Origin of the sequence: Brevibacillus sp. AF8, from assembly GCF_021270385.1 — a bacterium.
Classification (GTDB): domain Bacteria; phylum Bacillota; class Bacilli; order Brevibacillales; family Brevibacillaceae; genus Brevibacillus.
Genome location: NZ_JAGQDN010000018.1, coordinates 98,303 through 119,667, shown reverse-complemented (window position 1 = coordinate 119,667; position 21,365 = coordinate 98,303). Strand labels below are relative to the sequence as shown.

Below are 21,365 nucleotides of genomic sequence, written 5' to 3'. Positions count from 1 at the left end.
AAGCATGAGGGATTTGATTGGAGAGTTCGCGACCCAATACGTTACGGAATTGGAAAGACAACTGGATAGCGGAAACGGACAGCGAAGCATTCAAAACCCCGTGCTCTTCCTTTTTCTCGGGGATAAGAGCGTAGAGGCATTGCAAGCTGTTCGTGCCCACAACGAGCGCAATTGGCAAAATGGTCACGGTGTGCTTTATGTCCATGCGTATCAGGACAAAACGTGGGAGCATCCGCAAGTAATCGGCTGCCGCTTGCCGCAGGCTGATGACGACAAGAAAAAGATGCGTATTTCAATCCACGAGCGTTTTTTGCTCGATGAAGCTGTCACCATGGAACTGAACAAGGTAATGAAGCTGGCAAGCGTGCGTGTAGCGGAAATGGGCAAGTTGTTCACTGCTTTTCAGCAAGTCAATATTGCCGTCGTGGCAAGGGCAGATGACCCTGCCACGATTCTTTTGCCAGAGCTGACGCTGCTACTAAAGGGCTACCTCAATGAGCTGTTTAAAAACGTATCAGTCGATCTGTACGTCCTGTTACAGGAAAAGAACAACGGGGAAGCATTCGGGTTCTCGACAGCGCTCTCGGTCAGCTTTTTGGAAGAGGTCAATCGCTATCAGCGAAGTGACTACAGCTATCGAGCGAACCTTTTGGTAACAGAGGATCTCGTGAAACTGCCTGTGGAGCATGTGAACGCACCGTTGTTTTCGCTGGCGTATCTATTGAGTGACAAGACAGAGCATGGCTTGTTTATCGAAGGCGGCATGCAGGAAAATTACGAGCTGATCAGCAAGCTGGTGCTATTGAACAACAAAAAGGCAGAGCCGGAGTTCCATGAAAGCAATGACGGCTATAACAAGCTGCAATTTATGCGTAGCATCTCGGTTGAACACGGGCAGACCAAGTTCGCGTCTGCTGGTCTATCCAAAGTAAAGCGACCGACTCATGCGATTGCATTGACGGTGCTGTCCGCAGTATTTGACCGCTATTGGGAGCGACTCCAGGACGGCGAGGTGTTGCCGAAAACTAAAGCGAGAGAAAAGCTCGGATTGACGGCACATGATTTGCAACGAAAACTGGCTGGTATTCTTCCAGAGGATCACATCTTGGAGGAAATGACGGGGCTCATGACCTCTGGCATCAGCTACAGCGAGCTTTGCAATATGAATATGCGCGAAGCGGAGCTGGCTTTGTTTGACGGCAGCAGCCAAGCCTTTTTTGAGGCGAATGTCGTTTCCGGGGCGCGTAAACGTCTGGAGCACATGCTGTCTCAGGAGTCCTTGGCTGATTTGATTCAGAAAGCAGTCATCGAGGATGAGCGGCTTGGGCTGTATGCGGCTTACTATCTCACAGCCGAACACGCCAATGGAGCAAACCTGCTGGATGAGCTGCGCACAGGCATTCGCGAGACATCGCGACAGGTTGAACAGGTGAAAGCCGAGCTGGTCGATCTCTACCAAGAGCGGGTGGATCGGCAGGACATTCGCATAGGAGGGTTTTTTACACGGGATAAGGAGCGTGTGCGGACCTTTATTCGCCATTTGCTGGACACTATTTATGGCAAAAAGCTGGAGCTGCTGGATTGGGAGATGATGCTCTCCATCCTTGTGAGCTATGAGAAACAGGCAGAGCAGATTCACCGGCAGTTAGGTGAGCAAGTCGAGCAGTTGGAAGCCTTGCATAAGCAACTGCGGGAAATCGCCCAGACAAGCGTTCGGGAAGCGACTGATTACTTGGGCAAAAACGTGGACGAATATTACGAATCGGTCGTCCATGAAACGATCCGGTCATTGGAAGCTTCACGCGGCAGTGATTTTTACATGGAACAACGGTATATTGGCAGCGGCGCTCTACTTAGCGGGAATAGACTCGCCGGACTCGTGGAGAGGCTGTGTCAATTTTGTCGGAACGAGATTCTCACCCGTGCGCCATTTGCTTTATCTTTTGAGGCGGAGCTGCTTGCGCGTGCCAACGTCGGGGCTGCTTACGATAACCGAACCGTGCTGACGAAGGAGGATTTGTTCCTCGATCTGGCATTGGTGCTGGCAGAGCGGGCAGCGGTTCACATCGAAGTGTTCCATTTCTTGCAAAAGCACCGCTATGAGGAGAAGTACTTGTTTGCCGATATTCACAACGACTTCGTCCAGTATGCGCTGCACAAGGATGAGAGCACACGAACCTACAAGCTGGGCTGCATCCACGAGGAACAAAAAAGCGGGATAGAAAAAATGAACCTGATGGGTGGATTCGGCATGGAAGAGTTGATGTTTTACCGCAATAACAAGAAATACCATGCTTCCTATGAGGACAGCGGGTTTGTCTTTCGCCGCGTGGGAGGAGATGAGTCGTCATGAGTCAGAGAAGGGTAAGCTTACTCATGCTAGTGTGTAGTCTGGTAGGTGGCGTGATCGGTTTTTTGGTCGGGGAAGTCATGCTCGGCAAGCTTTCCGGAGAAATACCGCAATGGTTGTTAATGGGACTTTATTTTGGTCAATATGCCTTTTTCGTAGGATTGATGTGCCTCATTGCGGAAATGATCTCGCCACGACTGAATGGAGTCGGCTGGAAGCAGCGCTATCTGGGCTTTTCGTGGAAAATGCTCGTGCCCAGCACGTTTTTGATGGTGGGCGTAGTGGCGCTCTTGCTTCAGCTGCTGTACGGTTCATCATTTCAACAGGCCAGCGGAGCCAATAATATTATCATGGTTCTGGATACGTCAGGCAGTATGCAGTCGTCTGACCCGGATAACCAATTGTTCAAAGCAGCAGCCGACATGGTGCAGCGCATGGACAGTGACATGAACATAGCAGTGGTTACATTCCACGATCAAACGAACGTGCTGCAACCCCTTACCGAGCTGAGTAGCCAGTCCGTGAAGGATGAGGTTGTGAAGAAGCTGCTCCAATATCCGCGCACGGATGGAGGCACCCGGATCGATCTGGCACTGCAAGCGGGGCTGGACCAGCTGCAAGCCAATCAAATGGCGAACAGTACGGTCGTGTTGATGTCAGACGGCTATAGTGATCTGGATGTCCCTGCCGCACTTGCGCCCTACAAGCAAAACCAAGTAATTGTCCATACGGTAGGCATGAGCCAAATCGATGCAGACGGAACGGCACTGCTTCAAAAGATCGCTGCTGAGACTGGAGGCAGCTACTTCAATGTTGAACACGCGGACCAAATGACAGGAATCTTTGGTCAGATTTACGATATGAGCCGAACAGACCGCAATATTGTTTCCGAGCGGACAGGCGCAACAGAAGATAGCATGTTTTACGCCATTACCCGTGTGGTCAGTGTTCTGATCATCGGTGCTTTGCTCGGTTTGGCGTTGGGTCTGATTTTTGATAATCGCCATCTGGCCAAAAGCTTCACGATTGGCGGGGCGGTATCAGGACTGTTAGCTGGACTTGTTTTGGAAATGGGTCTGTCGTCGATCGACTTGCTCGATATGGTGGTACGTTTGCTGGCGTGTTCCTTGCTCGCCGTCATCCTGACATTGTTCACTCTCTTTGTGCCAGCTTCCACGAGTGGCGGATCGTCTTTTGCAAAGCGCAGACTGAACACCAGACAAAATCCCCGTGCCTTGGACCCCGGGAACCAGAGCAGCAAACGGTTTGATCTGTAAAGGGAGCATGATGAATCATGATTAATCGGGAGGCAACAACAGAAACTCTCATCAAGGACGTCACCTGCCAGCATCAAGGGAGCGAATACGTGCTCAATTGGCATTGGGCGCAGGATATTCCGTGCGTGTACGTTCACAAGTCACAGTTTGGCGCCCCTTTTGACGTGAACGAGCTGGATGATCGTCAGTTCAAGCTGTATACCCGAGAGGAATACAAAGTCCACAAAGGGCTGCGGGAAAAAACAGACGGCATCGGCAGGTACACATACCGCATCTTTCCTTGTCGATTGGAAAATGGCAAGCCAATTCTGCTCATGCCAGACGGGGATGCCCATGTGATCCACGTCAGCACAGGAAAGGCCAAAATCTACTACTCGTTTAAACGGGGCGGAAGCTGGTTCAGCAAGCATCAATCGTTGCAGATTCGCATTTTTTCAGAGATTCCAATCGCGCGGGACGTACTCTGCTACGTAAAAAAAGAAGGCTCTCCTCCCGCCCACAAGGATGATGGTACCCGATACAATTTCATTCGTGATCTCGAGCCCGGTGTCAATCTGATGCCGGAGATCGAGGTCAGGAAAAAAGACGTCGTCCGCCTGTTTTTTACGGACGGGAAAAAATACGGAGAAATGTACGAACTGATTCCTGAATAGGAGGGGATGCGCCATGCTGTCGTTTTTGAAAAACATGTTTGAGAAGAAGCCGCAGGTCAAGGAACGGCTTCCTTTTTACGATATTGTCTGCCCGTACTGTTTCGCCAAATACGGACCGGACCAAGTTGTCTTTCGTGCCACGCATCATCGCCAGGACGACGAAGACTACGCGTTGCAGGAGGATGAGATTCTCAATGCGTATCGGGATAAATTCGGACTGGATGCCATCGACGAACTGGAAGCGGTAATCGATCCGGAATCCATCCCGTCGGAAAACCATTTGTACGTCGATAACGTTCTCGCAGGTGTGACCGACCGGTATGGCATGGTTTCCAAGCGCAGACTGTGTCCGAAATGCCACAACGAGCTGCCGATTACGGCGGGTAAAGCGCCGAGCAATATTATTTCGATTGTCGGGGCTTCCCAGGTTGGTAAGTCGGTTTACATGACCTCTCTGATTCATACCTTGCAGAACACAACCGCGAATCACTTCGATGCCGCGTGTATGCCGCTCAATGCGCAGATTAGCCGCAAGTTCCGGGAGAACTACGAGGCACCCTTGTTTGAACGCGGACAGCTGCTGGATTCCACGCAAAAAGAAAAGCGTCAGGAGCCGTTCATCTTCCAGTTCATTTTTAAGGATAGCGATAAGGCACCGCTGATCCTGGTGTTTTTCGACGTAGCAGGCGAGGGAATGGTTGACCGCGAGTATTTGGAGCTGTATGCGGCGCATGTGAAAAACTCGTCTGGGATCTTGTTCCTGGTCGACCCACTGCAAATCAAGACGATTCGTGATCGGGTCATGCTGCAAGCAGGGGATGAGCCAGGGGAATTCACAGCAAGGTACGATGAGCCGCGTGAGGTCGTCATTACGCTGTTTGAGAACTTCATCGGCTACCAAGAGCAGAGCAAGACACATATTCCAACTGCTGTCGTGTTGACGAAGAGCGACATGCTGCATCTGATCAAAGAAGACGACGGCGAATACATCAAGTCCAACAGCAACGTTTTCCGCAATTTCGTCCATGAACAATATTTAAATACGACTGAATTCGAGAACATCGATGGGGAAATCCGCCGCTTCATCGAAAAGGTGGATAGACCGTTTAAAGATGCGTTGGATGTTTACTTTACGAATACGGCCTATTTCGCTGTATCTGCGCTGGGGAGCAATCCCGTCAATCAAAGGGTGAGTGGAGTCGTGACGCCGATTCGCGTCGATGAACCATTTATTTGGTTGATGCACCAGCTTGATTACATCGAAGGGAGGGAGCGGTAGTGAGCAACCGTCAGCCCATTTTGCAGCAGTACTACACCCGCGGGCGACAAGGGGTTTTCCGTTCGAACGAAGGATACGATACTGTCGCCAAAACGCCAGGGCTGGATAACCAATTCATCAAGAAGACTCTTCATCCGTTTTGTGTGTACGACGCGCCGCGACAGCTTCAAGAGCGGGCGGAAAGCAATCTGGCACTCTTTCCAGAGGCGCTTGTCAGCTTTCAAGCCGAGTCAGGAGAGATGGTTCTCGGTAGAAGTGTCTTTGTCGGAGCGGATTTTACGGGGCAGCGCAATACGTTTTTCAGTCACAACTATGTCATTCCGGTAGAGCGGCGGGACGAGTTTATCAAGAATCCGGGCAAGATCTTCGGAGTGCGCACTTTTGCAGATCGCCACGATGATGCAGCGGGCAAGGAGCTTCCTATCGTGGATGACATCCCTTCCGAAAAAGGTTTGCCGCAAGATCGAAAACTGCTGCTTGGGCAATTGGGCATCGATGAGCGTTTATTCAAACAGCTCCTCTTTGCTGTCATGTCCTCGCTCGCGGCGAAAAAGAAGGTATTCATCAGCCTGGATGTGGATATCAGTGCCTCATCCAAGAGTGCTGCTCAATTATTGGAGATTTTGTACAGTTGTCTGCCTTTTGAGATGCGCAGACATTTTGGTTTTCTCACGTTTAGCAACGAGCCGCAGAGCAAGAAGCATATCCACGTCACGTTTGTGGAAAAAGGGAGCATTCGCCCAGGCGGTGGGCATAGCGACAAAGACTTTTTGTTCGACTTCTCCCTTGGCCGCGTTCAGAACGTCGATTTGCAGGGCGGAGGACACGAATATCTCGACTTTGCCTGGGAGTATGTGAATGAGCCGCGGATTGTGGATGCGTTCCACGAATTTTGTGAGGAAGTGCTCGCTGGAGCAGATCATGCACTGGCCTTGAACATTCGCACGTACTATGAGCTATGTGCACTGTATTTGATTGAAAAGGGACGAACCTCCGTGTATGAGAGCAAGCGGGCGGGCGTTTGGCAGGCGTTGAACAGCTATTTGGGGCACAGCAGCTTGACCCGCAAGAAACGGCTGATCGAGCTTCAGGAAATGCTGATGCGAATCGAAGTAGAGGCGCTTTCGTCCAAACAGCTTCCTGACAGCGAGACGGTCAAGCAAATGATTGAATCCTACCGTGTCACCAGGCAGGAACGCCTGCAAATGGATTTGATCCGCTTCTTGATGGACGTGTTGATGAAGGCCAAAACAGCAAGACAGAGCAACTACGTGGCAGAGGTGTACAAGCATTTGTCCAGCAACCGCGAGCTGTTTGGCTTCATGATGCGGACGATTTTTGGCTATCCACAGTTGGTGAAGCCACTCTTTGAGGATTATATGACCGAGCGGGTAGCCGCTGTGACCAGCTTGGACCAGATGCTAAAGGAAATCCGGTTTTGGATGGAAACGGAACCACAAGCGATGCGCAATGCCGTCTTCGTAGCTACGACAATGGAAAAAGTTCTGCGTCTATTTGCACGGGAACGTCAAAAGCTCGCTGCCGCCATTACCATCCACCAGTTCTTTGAAAACATCGATGGAGCACGCAGCTATGCCGATGAGCTGTTGGATGAGCTGGACAAGTCCTTGATGAAGCTCGTCGCACTAGACACGCTATCCAAGGATGATTTTCAGGTTCTCATTGCCCTTTTGGAGGAGAAGCCACAGAGCTTTTTCGGAACGCTGGATATGGAGAGCCGCCACAAGCAAGAAATGCTCATGAATCTGGCGAAGCTGCATGAAGAGAGAAGCACGCCGCACCCGGCAGAATTTTTCCGAAAATGGGATCGGGATGCGATTTCCGTACAACAAAGAATGATCCAGAATATGTTGAGCAAACCGCTCCATGCTGACGAGTTCCCGCAGGTGCCGCTGGTCTTTTACCGGGAAGATCATTTTGGTAAGGAAGGATTCCAGTTTGCAGAATTGCTGGAGTATGTTCAGCAAAATGGTGGGGAAGCCGTTACCCTGTCCTTTATCCAATGGACGATGAGCCAGCGGATGTTTTTCGAAGGAAAGTATTTGCTGCCTGCTTACAGACAAGCATTGAAGGTCTTTTTCCTTGAGGAGAAAGGTAAGAGATTGCGGGACAAAGAATGGCGAAAACGGTGGTATGCGATCCGAAACGCTGATTTCCGCAAGCTTTTGGACGAGGTACGAAACGAAACAGCCAATCCGCTCGTGAAGCTGTTTCGGCACAAAGCTACGGTGATATCCAGCGCAGTTGTCTTGCTAGGTGCCGGAGCGTGGGGAGGCTATATGGTTTGGGGAGGTACAGGTACGCATGTGCAGCCACCTGAAACACAGCCTGAACCGACCCGCCCACCGGCTGTGTTCGTACCGGTTCATCGGTTGATGATGGACGAGCCTGACATCCAACCTGTCCGTGATGTTCTTGGGAAGCGAAGCCAAGATGCATCTACGGGTGGGCAGCCTGTTCAAACACCAACACCCTAAGGTAAAAATAACGCCAACGCGGTCTTCTCTAGTAAGAGCGACCGCGTAATTCGGGTGTAGTTGCTGTTAAAGAGACTGAAAAACAATTATTGACAAATATTTTTATTTGTGATATAATAAAATATTTTGTTATCGACAACGCTCCTCGCTCCGTGATAAAAAGTAGTTGTGCGATAAAAAGGTGTGAGGAGGAATAGGGTATGAAAGCGAACACAGGTGTGAAAATGATTCCGTTACAAGGAGAGGCATTTGGCAAGCCGATGGTGATCAATCCCACCTTGCTTTGGGATGATGAACGAGCGGTATTGGTAGATACAGGTATGCCTGGTTCATGGGAGACCATTCGTCAGGAAATGAGCCGTACTGGCATCCCACTTGAGCGTTTACAGACTATCATTTTGACACATCAGGACCTTGATCATATCGGAAGTCTTCCAGAAATCGTTCGTGAGCTTGGCGGACAGGTCGAAATATACGCGCATGAGCTAGATCGGCCGTACATCGAGGGCACACGTCCTCTCCTCAAAGCAAACCCAAAAGTCATGGCTCCTTTACTTGCGATGTTGCCTGAAAAGGAACGCGAGTACTTGCAAAGGCTTTGTGAAAATCCGCCAAAGGCAATGGTGCACAAGACACTGGCAGACGCAGAGATTCTGCCGTATTGTGGGGGAATTCGCATCATTCACACTCCCGGACATACGCCGGGGCATATCAGCCTTTATGTACAAGACAGCAAGACCTTGATAGCAGGGGATGCTATGGTGTATATGAACGGAGCACTACAAGGGCCGATTCCGCAAAACACTCTCGATATGGAAATAGCAGTAAACTCTTTAAAAAAATTCGAGAACTTGGAAATTAATAGTATCATTTGTTATCATGGAGGCATGTGTCAAAACAACGTACAAGAGCAGCTTTCTGCTCTGATACGGTGAAGGAGTTACATGGTCTTGCACATTAAAACAACGAATCCAGGTTGGAATATGTAGATATAAGAAGCGTGGAGGACACCAAGCTGGAGTATTCCCAATGGTGTCTTTCTCATTTTATCCTTGCAACGTTTCTTGCGTTGTTTGCTCGACTTCGGAATAGGAGACTGATGCAGCCGAAGAGGTTTTGTAGTATTTTTCCAAAGACTTATCTGAGCCTGTCCAACGAGCCAATGCAGCGAGCACAGCAAACATGCCTTTTTGCAGGAAGCGCGGAATGATTGGGAGGTAAAACTGCCCCATCTGAAATATCGTTCCCAATAGGAGAATATTTTTCGGGATATATTGCTTGATAAACGGCAAATAAAAGCTGCGCCCGTCTGTGTCGAGCCCGTATCCACAGCGGACAAACGCTTCAAAAGTACCGGCTGGCCGGATTTCGACATGGAAGCTGACGAATTCGTTAGAGGGATTGTGGAACCCATGAACCTTGTCTGTTGGTATATTCAGCTTCTCTCCCGGCTTCAGGATTACTTTTTTTCCGTCAATGGTTACCTCTAAATTTCCAATTACACCTTCAAAGGTTTCGACAAGTTTTGTATGATAGTGTAGAAAAATCCCGTTATCCGGTGGAAGATCGGTACGGAATAATAAATATTCGCCATTCGTTTCTTCCGTTGTCTTTAAAAAGGTGACCACTTCATTATTGTGCGGGTTACTTACACTGCGGCTGAGATTTGACAAAACTATACCTCCTTGAAAAATAGTAAAAAGAGATTATATTAAGACAGAATATAGATTAAATATAGATTATTTGTTCCGGGGCAACAATTAAAAAGATAGGATGTTCTACCTAAAGATGGAGTGGATAGTATGAGCGGCATGATCGTGGTTCCAGGTTATAGGGTGGCAGAGTTTCTTTCCACTCATTCAAAATTGGGAATTTATCGGGGGTACAGAAATAACGACAATCTCCCTGTCTTATTCAAGGTACCGATGGAAGGACCTTCCCATAAAGAATCTCTGTGGAAACTGAAGCATGAATATCGCATTCTTCAATCATTGGAATCCCATGCAGTGGAAACGATCATCGAACTCGTTAATCACAACCGTGAGACGGTAATGATTACGGAAGATTTCGGGGGAGTGCCGCTCTCCTTGCTTATGAAAATGAAAGGACTGTCGCTAAAGGAGATGCTCTTCCTTGCGGTTCGCATGGCTTCCTGCTTGAGAGAAATCCATCAGCACGGAATCATTCATAAGGATGTAAATCCCGATCATATCCTGGTTCATCCTGATACCTATGAGGTGAAGCTTGGTAGCTTTGGTTTGGCGACGAAATGCCACCAGGAATACCAAAGTGTGATGAATCCAAAAGAATGGAAGGGAAATCTTCGCTACGTCTCGCCGGAGCAGACGGGGCGAATGAATCGCACCGTCGATTACCGCTCTGATATTTATTCTTTTGGTGTCACGCTCTACGAGTTATTGACTGGAAAGCTGCCCTTTTTAACTTCGGACATGCTTGAACTCATACATGCTCATATGGCGAGAAAGCCGCTCGCTCCCTCCAGTGTAAAACCATCCGTTCCAGAGATTCTATCGGACATTGTGATGAAGTGTCTGTCAAAAAATACAGAGGATCGCTACTTTAGTATGTCTGGCTTACTGGCAGACCTGCAGCGCTGCTATGACCAGCTTGAACAAAACGGTTTGATTACGCCTTTTCCGCTTGCTTTGGAAGACCGTGCTGATCACTTGCGGATTCCAGAGAAGCTTTATGGACGTGAGCAAGAAATCCAGATGCTCATCGATGCATTTGAGCAAGTCACGAACGGCGCTACGAGGATGGTTCTCCTCAGTGGCTCGGCAGGTGTGGGTAAGTCTGCTCTCGTGCTGGAAGCCCAAAAAGCGTTTTTGAGAGGCCGAGGACGTTTTGTTTCAGGAAAGTTCGATCAATATAATCAAGCGGTACCTTATTCCGCTGTCATTCAAATCTTTCAGGATTTGATCAAGCAGTTATTGGCAGGCCACGAACGTGAGCTGCTCGCTTGGCGAGAGATGATACTCGACGCCATGCAAGGACTTGGTCAAGTGATCGTGGATGTCATTCCGCAGCTTGAAACAGTGATCGGCAAACAGCCTGCCGTACCTGAGTTGCCTGCAGCGGAAGCAAAAAATCGCTTTCAATGGGTGATGCAACGCTTTATTCGGATTTGGGCGCGACCGGAGCATCCACTCGTCTTGTTCCTGGATGATTTGCAATGGGCGGATTCTTCTTCGCTGTTCCTGATCCGAGAGTTGGTTGCAGATATGCAGATCAGTCATTTTCTATTGATTTGCGCTTATCGTGAGCATGATGGCAGTGTGATGAATCCGTTGATTGCCATTTTGACAGAGACAGGCATTAAGAGCCGCATTTTGCGCCAATTTACGTTATTGCCGCTTCGAGAACATGAGTTCAATTCGTTAGTAGCGGATACCTTGCATAGTGATCCAGACATGACGGAGCCGCTGGTTACGATTATCATGCAAAAAACAGCCGGAAATCCGTTTTATGTAAGAGAATTCATTAAGACGCTGTATGATCGGAACTTGTTGTGGTATGGGAGAGAAGAGCGGAGCTGGCAATGGGATTTGGCCGAAATCGAGAAGCTGGGTACAACGGAAAATGTGGCCGATCTTCTCGTAGAAAAAATGAGAAGATTGCCTGATTCTACTCAGCAACAGCTCGCTTATGCTGCTTGTCTGGGCAATTCGTTTTTGCTTCATTTGATAGCCAAGTCACGGAATCAAACGGAGTCAGAAGCCATCCAGCATATATCGCCTGCGATTGAGGAAGGTCTCATCTATCCGATTGAAGGAGCGGAATATCTGACCTACGCGGCGCTCGTGGAAGAAGAAGTGGCGTCTCAGATGAGGATTCGTTTCCGCTTTGTGCATGATCGCATTCAACAGGCCGCCTATTCGTTGTTAGCAGAGGCAGAGCGCGGACAGATTCACGTCAAGCTGGGCAGAATGATGTGGGAAATGTCCCAAGGAAGCGAATCCGGCTTCCTGTTCGAAATTTGCGATCATATGTATCGGGGCAAAGATATGCTGGAGGATCAGGCCGAGCGCATGCATGTAGCGCACTGTCATTTGATCGCTGGACAAAAAGCGAAATCCTCTGCGGCATTTGAGTCGGCTTTGCAGTATTTCCAACGCGGTCTCGAGCTGGTGGGGGAAGAGGGCTGGCAGCGCAATCATGATCTGACCATGGAGTTGTGTGCGTTGTCTGCGGAGACGACGTACCTCTGTAACCAATTGGATGAGGCCAAACAATTGTTTGAACGCGGGATGCAGCATGCCAAGACTGACCTGGAACGAGTACGCATTTTGGAAATGGAAATTCGCATGTATACGCGACTGGCTGAATTTCCGCGTGTCATGGAGATCGCAAGCGAAGCCTTGGGGTTATTGGGCGTACCGATTCCGAAAAAGCCTGGCAAGCTCGATATCATTAAGGAAATGTTTCACATCAAGCGCCGCCTCAAGGGCCGGAAAATAGATGAGTTGCTGTATTTGCCGGATGTTCCCGATGAAAATTATCAGATGGCGATGAGCATCATCAGCTACGCCGGGCCATCTGCTTACTTTGTCAATCTCAATTGGTTTGCTTTAACGATTTTGCGTGCCCTTCATCTGTCGCTCGTGCACGGAAACGCGGTCGCTTCGGCAAACGGTTATACCGGTTACGGGATCGTACAAGCTGCTCAATTCGGAAATTATCGAGAGGCGTACGAATTTGGACAATTGGCTTGCCGTGTGGCAGACAGCTTCGCCGATCCGATTGCCATGACGAAGGCGTATGGCGCGTTTGCCCTACTCATCAACCACTGGTGCGAGCATGCGCGGACGAACATCCCTCTCCTGAAAAAAGCGATTCAGCTCGGCTTGGACGGCGGAGGCAACATTTATGCTGCCTACAATGCCCATGGTCTTTTGGAGGCCATGCTCTATTGTGGTGTGCCAGTGGAAGAATTGGAGCAGCAAATCGAGGAATACAGCGATATGATTCAACAAATCAAGGTCGTTGATCACGATGACCGGCTCCTGTTATTGCGCCAGGCGCTGCATGCTTTTACAAGGTGGACGGACAATGAACGAACGGCGTTTTGCCATGATGGCTTTGACGAAGTTGCCTATGTAAGCAACCTGAAAAAAGAAGGAAACAGCTACAAGCGGTACATGTACCACTACTATAAATCGATGGTTCACCTCATGTACGGGAACCATCTGGAGGCAGCCCAGCTGCTGGCTGAAGCGGAGCAATGGATGGATTCAGTCAGCGGACAAGTACTTGTCAGCCAGCAAGTTTTTATGCAAACACTGGCATTGACGGGGCTCTATGAGAACGCCAACGGACAGGAAAAATCGAAGTACGGGAAAAAAATCAAAGCAAATCTCAAAAAGATGAAGACGTGGGCAAACGAATGCCCGGAAAATTTTCAGCACAAGTGGTCGCTGATGTATGCTGAGTGGCTGCGTGTCACTGAGAAAAAACAAGAAGCGGGTCCTTTTTACGAACAGGCGGTTCAACTCGCCAAAAAGGATGCTTTCTTGCAAAACGAGGCAATGGCAAATGAATTGGCCGCCCAGCATTACTTGGCACTTGGACTCGAAACGATTGCGAAGGCGTACATGACGGAGGCGCACGAGGTTTACATGCTATGGGGAGCGGTCGCCAAGGCACGGGAGATTGGGGAACGGTACCCTTATCTTTTGCAACGGGTTAAAAGCCTGGGAGCTTCCGCCGAAATTGCCACGACTGACCAGACAGCAGACCTCGTCGATTTAATGAGTGTCATCAAGGCGTCGCAAACGATTGCTAGCGAGCTCCGATTGGAAATGCTGTTGGCGACGATGCTGCGCACGGTGATGAGCAATGCAGGTGCGGAGAAAGGAATCCTCTTGCTGAAAAAAGATGGTGACTGGCTCATCGAAGCGGCAGGCTCTGTCGATTTGGACGTGGAGATCATGCAGTCTGTCCCATATGAGCATAGCGGAATGCTTTCTGTGGCTGTCGTGAATTACACGATTCGTACAGAAGAGATGCTGGTGCTCCACAATGCTTCGGTTGAAGGTGTCTTTTTCCGCGATACGTACATTGCGAAGCACAAGCCGAAATCGATTCTATGCTCCCCGCTATGGCAGCAAGGAAAAATGATCGGTGTCATTTATTTGGAGAACAATGAGACGACACATGTGTTCAACGAAAAACGCTCAGAGCCGCTCAGACTGATCTTCTCGCAAATTGCGATCTTTATTGAAAATGCGAGACTGTATCATCAATTGGAGCAATGGAATCAATCCTTGGAAAAGATCGTGACAGAGCGTACCAATGAGATTCAGGCACTTTTGCAGGCGAATAAAAATCTGTTGAACAATGCGGGACAAGGCTTCCTTTCTTTTTCCAGAAATCTGCTGGTCCATTCTGAGTACAGTCGGGAATGTCTACGGATCTTTGGCAGAGAACTGGCTGGGGTATCGGTCGCAGAGCTGCTTTACCCGGATCGTCCAGAGGACAGCGTATTTATTGAATCTCTTTTGGAAAAGTACTTTGAAGCCAAGGACCAAGGGCAAAAAGAGTTGTATCTCAGTCTGTTTCCTACAGAAATCCAGATCAATCAAATGCCGTTGAAGCTGGCATGCAAGCCGATTTATGAAGATCGGCGGGATTCGCCAGAGGGCTTGATGCTGATCCTGACAGATATGAGTGAGCAGCGGGCGCTCAAATCAAAGATGGAGCGAGAATGGCAAAGGTTGAATATGGTCGTAACGGTAGCGATTAGCCTCCCGCTCTTCCAAAAGGTACTGCGAGCTTTTGACGCTTTCTTTGAGGAAGGGTGGAAGCGGGTCCTCGGAGAAGACATAGCGGAATCCGAGAAACTATTCAAATTGGTCGCTCAGATTCATCAGTTTAAGGGTGACTTCAGCCAATTACACTTGATTCATACACCGCAAAAGCTGCATGACTTGGAGTCATGGTTGATTCAATGGGCAAAGTCCGAACAACACCTGTCCGACAAGGATGCGCGCGCCCAGCAGTCATTCGCAGAGGTTCAAGCTGCGATGCAACAGGATTTGTCGATCATGCAGCACAAGCTCGGGATCGGATTCCTGGATCATAACGAGCATGTGTACACCATTGCAAAAGAGCAATGGGAAAGCTTCGAGCAGGAGATCACTAGTTTGGTACAGGGGAAAGCTCAGCAGGAGCTGCTCCACCGCATCCGCAAGCTGCGCTATCGTCCCATGAAGGACCTGTTGTCCCGGTACGAAGACTATGTAAGTGAGCTTGCCATCCGACTGAATAAGACGATCGATCGGGTCGAATGGGATGCGGAAGAAGTATTGGTCGATCCGGAGCGATTCGAGAATTTTGCGAGGAGCCTGGTTCACATTTTCAACAATGCGATCGATCATGGAATGGAAGAAGAGCAAGAACGATTGGCATGCGGAAAAGAACGCAGCGGCAAGATTCAATGCCGCATTTGGCAAGAGGATACTTCCCTGTGCGTCATGATTCGTGATGATGGGCGTGGGGGAGATATGGAGAAGCTAAGGCTGGCATTGGCTGAGCATGTTACGGTACAAGAACATGCAAGTCTCGTATCGGGCAGAGGAATTGGCCTGTCCATTGTCAAAAAAGAGGTTGAGCAGTTGGGAGGAACCCTTCAGGTTCATACCCAAAACGGAGAAGGCACCCGCTTTACCTTCCGAATCCCGCTAGAAACATAGAAAAAAACTGAGGCGCCAGTGCCTCAGTTTTTTTGGTTGATCGACTAAAGCGAATTCGTAATGGAAGCCAAAAGTCGTTCTTCATCGATCGGTTTTAGAATGTAATGGCGCGCTCCAGCGTTGATTGCTTCAAAAACGAGCGGCTTTAATCCGTTGGTGCTGACCATAATGATGTTGGCGTCGGGGAAGGTGCCGATGATTTTTTTGACGGTCTCTATGCCATTCATTCCTGGCATATTGATATCCATCGTCACCACGTCGGGAAGGTGGGCCGTATACTTTTGATAGGCGTCCAACCCATTCGTCGCTTCTGCAATGACTTGATGGCCCGCCCGTTCCAAAATGATTTTCATGTAATCTCGTACTACAAGGGAGTCGTCTGCTATCAGTATACGAGCCATAAATCCTCCTGTTTCGAAACGGTTAGTAATTCTTGGTAAGTGATCATCCTGCTTTTACCATAACACTGATAGGAAAAATGTCGCAATCATTTGATCATCAAAAGTGTGCAAACATACAAAAAAACAAACGAATTCCAGCTTTTGATGAAACTGGATTCGTTTGTTTAGCTTTTCCAGATGGGTCATGTATTCGGTTAGCAAAAGCAATCTGGCTTGCCAGGAGCATCATGATAGGCGAGCAAGGCATTGACCCCATGACTTAAGATAGCACCGGAACGTGTCACTGCGGCAACCAGTAGAGCCTCCATAATTTCCTCCATGGTGCCGCCCAGTTCTTTATACTTTTTGACGTGAACATCGATGCAATAAGGGCAGCCAGTCACGTGAGCGACCACAATGGCAATCAACTCTTTCGTTTTGACCGGAAGCTGGTGGGATTGCTGGTAGATTTGCCGCTCGAAAGAAAAATAAGAAGCGGCAGCGTCAGGCGCCAATTTCATCAATTCTGGGATATGCGACAAATTTGCTGATTCATAATACGAACGTGCTTTTGACATGAAACATCCTCTCCCTTTTCATGGGTAGTCACTACGACTTTATTGTAGAGAGAGAAAATGGTTGCTTCTGTAACTTACTCACCAATCTCACCAATCACTAGGAAAAAGTTTTTCCTGGAGGGCATCACGGCGAATAGCTGTGATTCGGCCTCGGCCTAACTGAAGCCACCCGGCTTTTTCAAACTCCTTGAGTGACCGACTGATTACCTCTCGGGCAGTTCCGAGTTCTATGGCAATCGCTTCATGGGTGATGGAAAGATGATTGTGAGAATCTGTGGTACGACGGAGCAATAATTCGGCGATGCGGGCGTTGATCGGTTTAAACGCGATATCCTCGACCAGAGATGTGACGGAGACCATTCGGTTGATCATGTTCCGGTAAATAAACTGACGCAAGTCCTTATAGTGATCCATCCAGTCTTTGAAAACATCTACAGGCAAAAGCAGCAGCTCGGTTTCCTCTTCTAGCTGTGCGGATGCTTCATAGCCCGTCTCACCTAAAATACTGGCCATCATGAGGACGCAGACTCCCCCGCGTTGTACCCGATATAACGTAACCTCACGTCCTGACTCGCTGATGATATAGATGCGGACCTTGCCTGACAATACAAAAGCGGCATGGGCAAACAGATGACCCTGCTGCATCGTAAGCTGGGGAGAAAAGCGTTCCACTGTTATGTCAGGATGGCGCCATGCGGCTTCCGGAACAAGGGAAAAGCACGGAAAAGCATCCGTCACAAGTTGGATTCGATTCAAGTCCATTGTTTTACCCTCCGCGACAACTCAATTAGAGAAATATGCTTACTTGTAGTGTAGGGAAAAGACGGGATCTCTACAATGGAATATCCGTCTGCGGACTGACGAGAGAACAACCCTGCAGCCTGATTTCCCTTCTACGCTGTTTTGCTATGATGTTATAGAACTTATCTTGTAAAAATAACCAGTATCGAGGGGAAACAGATGAAACAAGTGAAACAGTGGATAGGAGTAGGCCTTATTGCTGTGGGAATTGGCTTGGCCGGATGCACGATCAACAATAACGTGATCAAGGTTGAAGAAGAAAAAAGACAGCTTGAATTACCTGCGGAGTCCATCGAGGCGTTGAATATTGTGACCGATTCAGGCGATTTGATCGTCAAAGGTGATGAGAAAGCAACCGCGATTCATGTAGAGGCTGAAATCAAATCGAAAAATGTCAAACCCGAAGAAATCATCCTTACACTCGAGAAGGATGGGAATAACGCAACACTACGATCCGAAGTGAACACAGATATCGGTTTTAACTTTGTGGATATGACGATAACGGTAATCGTTCCAGCTAAGCTGCCGATAGCCCTTACCGATGGATCAGGAGATATTGACATGACGAATCTAACAGGAAAGCTCACGATTGAGGATGACTCTGGTGATATTCAATTAACGAATACGAACGGAGAGGTAGAGATTCGTGACCAGTCCGGTGATATTAAGATCAAGGACGCGTCAGCCCTCAAACTGATCGAAGACGATTCAGGTGAGATCGTCATGGAAAATACGGGTGGAAACGTAGCGATTCACGATCAATCCGGTGATATGTATATTAGGAAGCATAAGGGTGATATTACGATATCTGACCAAAGCGGCGATATTGTCATTGATACAGTCGAAGGAAATGTGCTGATTGAGAATGACGGGAGCGGAGATCGATTCGTTCAAAACGTAACAGGCTCGTACACATCCAAATAAATCAGGACCGTCAGGGTTTTTGCCCTGGCGGTTTTCTTGTTCGTGGCGGTATTTTGACAGGCTGAGGAAAAAATTAGCCGACTAATGAAAAAAAGCTTTCCCTTCCGATAAAGAAGTGCTAATATAACAAAGGTAGTTCTAATTGAGAATGAATCTCTTTATTAATGATCATGAGAATTATTCTCTTTGGTAAATATTCGAGTCAATACGGGACATTACTCCATGAAAAAGTAAGAAGAGTAGGGACGCGATGAAAAAGAGATATTTGGTTGTAGCACTGATTTTGCTATCGTTCGTTTCACTTTTTATTGGCGTGAAAGATATATCTCCGTGGGATCTGTTCAATCTCACAGATGACAAAGTGCAAGTGCTATGGATTAGCAGGATTCCGCGTGTGATCAGTATTATCATCGCAGGGGTCAGCATGAGTATCGCCGGATTGATCATGCAACAGCTAACCCGAAACAAGTTCGTTTCTCCGACGACAGCAGGGACAGAGGACTCCGTTCGATTCGGAATATTGGTTTCACTCTTGGTATTCGCCGATGCGAGCTCCTGGGTGAAGCTACTCGTTGCTTTTGCATTTGCTCTCTTTGGAACCTTTGTCTTTATGAAGATTCTCGAAAGAATCAAATTTAAAGACTCCATTTTCATCCCGTTAGTGGGACTGATGTTTGGAAACATCGTCGGGTCCATCACGACGTTTTTCGCTTATAAGCATGACCTGATGCAAAACATGTCTGCTTGGTTGCATGGAGATTTCTCCACCATTATGAAAGGCAGCTATGAGCTTTTGTACATAAGCATTCCGCTGGTGATTATCGCTTACTTGTATGCGAACAAGTTTACCATTGCCGGAATGGGTGAAGAGTTCGCCATCAACCTCGGGTTGAACTACAAGCATGTCGTCAACATTGGACTGGTCATTGTCGCTTGTGTGACCTCGGTAGTTATTCTCACAGTAGGGACAATCCCGTTTTTGGGGCTGATCATTCCCAACCTGGTTACGATCTACCTGGGAGATAACCTGAAAAAAAGCTTATCTCATACCGCTTTGCTTGGCGCGGTGTTTGTACTTGCTTGTGATATCCTGGGACGCCTCATCATCTTCCCATACGAGATTTCCATCGGCATGATGGTTGGGGTCATTGGCAGCGGGATATTCGTGTACTTACTCATGAGAAGAAAGGCATATGAACAATGAAAGCGAAGATAGCTGCCCTGTCGATAGTGGCGATTGCTTTGATAGCCATTTTTATGATGATTGACGCCGGTGGCAACTGGGATTACGTCCTTCCTCGGCGGGCTAAGAAAATTCTTGCCATCATTTTAACCGGTTGCATCATCGCCTTTTCTACGATGATCTTCCAGACAATCACGAACAACCGAATCTTGACGCCTAGCATCATCGGCCTCGATTCGCTCTATATGTTCATCCAAACATTTGTGATCTTTGTTTTTGGCTCCACCCATTTCACCTTGATGAACAACAACGTCAACTTTCTGATCTCGACAGGTGGGATGGTGCTTTTCGCAGGCTTGCTCTACAAATTCCTGTTTAAGAGGGAAGGGCAAAACATTTATTTCCTGCTCCTTATCGGATTGATCTTGGGCACATTGTTTAGCAGTTTGTCCACGTTCATGCAAGTGTTGATTGATCCGAATGAGTTTCTGGTTGTGCAAGACCGAATGTTCGCCAGCTTCAACAATGTAAAAACAGACCTGTTGATCACGAGCTTTGTTCTGGTCATCGGTATCATGATTTACTTCTGGCGATACATCAAGTACTTGGATGTGTTATCACTCGGTCGGGATCAGGCGATTAATTTGGGGATTCCGTACGATTTTGTCATCAAACGGTTCCTCGTCGTCATTGCCATTCTCGTATCAATCGCGACAGCGCTCGTTGGACCGATTACCTTCCTCGGACTGCTGGTAGCGAATCTCGCCCATCAGTTTATGAAAACCTATCAGCATAAATACTTGCTGGTGGGCTCGGCTTTAATCAGTGTGATTGCACTGGTTGGCGGTTTGTTGATCGTGGAGCGTGTACTTGCGTTCTCCACGACGCTTAGTGTCATTGTCAACTTTATTGGTGGAGTTTACTTCATCTATCTTCTGTTAAAGGAGAATAAAGCGTGATCGAAGTCCGGAATGTCTCAAAACTATATGGTAGCAAATATGTCGTGGAAGATGTCTCTGTGAAAATTGCCAAGGGGAAAATCACGTCCTTCATCGGACCCAATGGGGCCGGAAAGAGTACGTTGCTGTCGATGATTAGTCGCCTGTTGACCAAGGATCAAGGTGAGGTTTTCATTGAGGGTCGGGAGATTGGGCAGACAAAGAGCAGTGAGCTGGCAAAGAAAATCTCGATTCTCAAGCAATCGAACCACATTACGGTGCGGTTGACGATTCGTGAGCTGGTCAGCTTTGGTCGCTTCCCGTATTCACAAGGCAATTTGACAAAAGAGGATTGGAAGTATGTAGATGAGGCTATCCAGTATTTGGAGCTTACGGATATTCAACACAAGTACCTCGACCAGTTGAGTGGCGGTCAGCGTCAACGCGCTTACATCGCAATGGTTGTTGCTCAAAATACGGAATACGTCCTCTTGGATGAGCCACTCAACAATTTGGATATGAAGCATTCTGTCCAGATCATGAAAGTGCTGCGACGTTTGGTAGACGAAAGGGGCAAAACGGTTGTCATTGTCATTCACGATATCAACTTTGCTTCCGTCTATTCGGATTATATCGTCGCTCTCAAGGATGGCAAGGTCGTAAAGGAAGGCACTACAGACGAAATCATCACCCAACCTATCTTGAAAGATGTCTATGACATGGATATCCATATTGAAGACATTGAACAGAACAAAATATGCGTTTATTTCGCGTAAGCTCTATCTTCCTATC

15 protein-coding genes are annotated in these 21,365 nt (G+C 48.2%); 11 read left to right on the top strand and 4 right to left on the bottom strand.

Annotation, left to right across the window (positions count from 1 at the left end; translation table 11 throughout):
- Positions 1-4: 4 nt before the first annotated feature.
- From KB186_RS21115 to KB186_RS21090, 6 genes are all read left to right on the top strand, one after another.
- Positions 5-2,353: a hypothetical protein gene (locus tag KB186_RS21115; RefSeq protein ID WP_232774306.1), complete on the top strand. Its 2,349-nt coding sequence runs from the start codon at positions 5-7 to the stop codon at positions 2,351-2,353.
- Positions 2,350-3,627, top strand: a complete 1,278-nt coding sequence (locus KB186_RS21110; protein ID WP_173610267.1) for a vWA domain-containing protein — start codon at positions 2,350-2,352, stop codon at positions 3,625-3,627. The genes KB186_RS21115 and KB186_RS21110 overlap by 4 nt, the downstream gene beginning before the upstream one ends.
- Before the next feature lie 17 nt (positions 3,628-3,644).
- The gene (locus KB186_RS21105; protein ID WP_173610268.1) at positions 3,645-4,280 is read left to right on the top strand and encodes a beta-mannanase; all 636 of its coding nucleotides are present in this window, start codon (positions 3,645-3,647) and stop codon (positions 4,278-4,280) included.
- 13 nt (positions 4,281-4,293) lie between these two features.
- A complete protein-coding gene (locus tag KB186_RS21100) occupies positions 4,294-5,559 on the top strand; it encodes a TRAFAC clade GTPase domain-containing protein (protein WP_048035301.1) in 1,266 nt (421 codons plus the stop codon).
- A complete protein-coding gene (locus KB186_RS21095) occupies positions 5,559-8,057 on the top strand; it encodes a GAP1-N2 domain-containing protein (RefSeq protein WP_232774305.1) in 2,499 nt (832 codons plus the stop codon). Before KB186_RS21100 ends, KB186_RS21095 begins: the two co-directional genes overlap by 1 nt.
- A 200-nt stretch (positions 8,058-8,257) precedes the next feature.
- Complete coding sequence (locus KB186_RS21090; RefSeq protein ID WP_232774304.1) at positions 8,258-8,992, top strand: MBL fold metallo-hydrolase; 735 nt, start codon at positions 8,258-8,260, stop codon at positions 8,990-8,992.
- Between the two features lie 111 nt (positions 8,993-9,103).
- On the opposite strand, the gene KB186_RS21085 is transcribed toward KB186_RS21090, so the two are convergent.
- Positions 9,104-9,730, bottom strand: coding sequence for a cupin domain-containing protein (locus tag KB186_RS21085; protein ID WP_173610271.1), 627 nt, complete (start codon positions 9,728-9,730; stop codon positions 9,104-9,106).
- Between the two features lie 129 nt (positions 9,731-9,859).
- Here KB186_RS21085 and KB186_RS21080 point away from each other — a divergent pair, with 129 nt between their 5' ends.
- A complete protein-coding gene (locus KB186_RS21080) occupies positions 9,860-15,769 on the top strand; it encodes an AAA family ATPase (protein WP_173610272.1) in 5,910 nt (1,969 codons plus the stop codon).
- A 44-nt stretch (positions 15,770-15,813) separates the two neighbouring features.
- Here the strand turns inward: KB186_RS21080 and KB186_RS21075 are convergent, their stop codons facing one another.
- The 3 genes from KB186_RS21075 to KB186_RS21065 all read right to left on the bottom strand — a co-directional run bounded on the left by KB186_RS21075 (position 15,814) and on the right by KB186_RS21065 (position 17,489).
- Positions 15,814-16,170 (bottom strand): response regulator, encoded by a 357-nt coding sequence (locus tag KB186_RS21075; RefSeq protein WP_173610273.1) that lies wholly within the window; start codon positions 16,168-16,170, stop codon positions 15,814-15,816.
- A gap of 194 nt (positions 16,171-16,364) precedes the next feature.
- A complete protein-coding gene (locus KB186_RS21070) occupies positions 16,365-16,727 on the bottom strand; it encodes a carboxymuconolactone decarboxylase family protein (protein WP_015893867.1) in 363 nt (120 codons plus the stop codon).
- An 87-nt stretch (positions 16,728-16,814) separates the two neighbouring features.
- Positions 16,815-17,489, bottom strand: a complete 675-nt coding sequence (locus tag KB186_RS21065) for a Crp/Fnr family transcriptional regulator (protein ID WP_087350557.1) — start codon at positions 17,487-17,489, stop codon at positions 16,815-16,817.
- A gap of 198 nt (positions 17,490-17,687) precedes the next feature.
- Here KB186_RS21065 and KB186_RS21060 point away from each other — a divergent pair, with 198 nt between their 5' ends.
- From KB186_RS21060 to KB186_RS21045, 4 genes are all read left to right on the top strand, one after another.
- A complete protein-coding gene (locus KB186_RS21060) occupies positions 17,688-18,452 on the top strand; it encodes a DUF4097 family beta strand repeat-containing protein (protein WP_221867270.1) in 765 nt (254 codons plus the stop codon).
- A gap of 250 nt (positions 18,453-18,702) precedes the next feature.
- The gene (locus tag KB186_RS21055) at positions 18,703-19,656 is read left to right on the top strand and encodes an ABC transporter permease (RefSeq protein WP_173610275.1); all 954 of its coding nucleotides are present in this window, start codon (positions 18,703-18,705) and stop codon (positions 19,654-19,656) included.
- Complete coding sequence (locus KB186_RS21050) at positions 19,653-20,594, top strand: iron chelate uptake ABC transporter family permease subunit (protein ID WP_016739568.1); 942 nt, start codon at positions 19,653-19,655, stop codon at positions 20,592-20,594. Before KB186_RS21055 ends, KB186_RS21050 begins: the two co-directional genes overlap by 4 nt.
- A complete protein-coding gene (locus tag KB186_RS21045; RefSeq protein WP_173610276.1) occupies positions 20,591-21,349 on the top strand; it encodes an iron ABC transporter ATP-binding protein in 759 nt (252 codons plus the stop codon). The genes KB186_RS21050 and KB186_RS21045 overlap by 4 nt, the downstream gene beginning before the upstream one ends.
- The last annotated feature ends 16 nt before the right edge of the window (positions 21,350-21,365 follow it).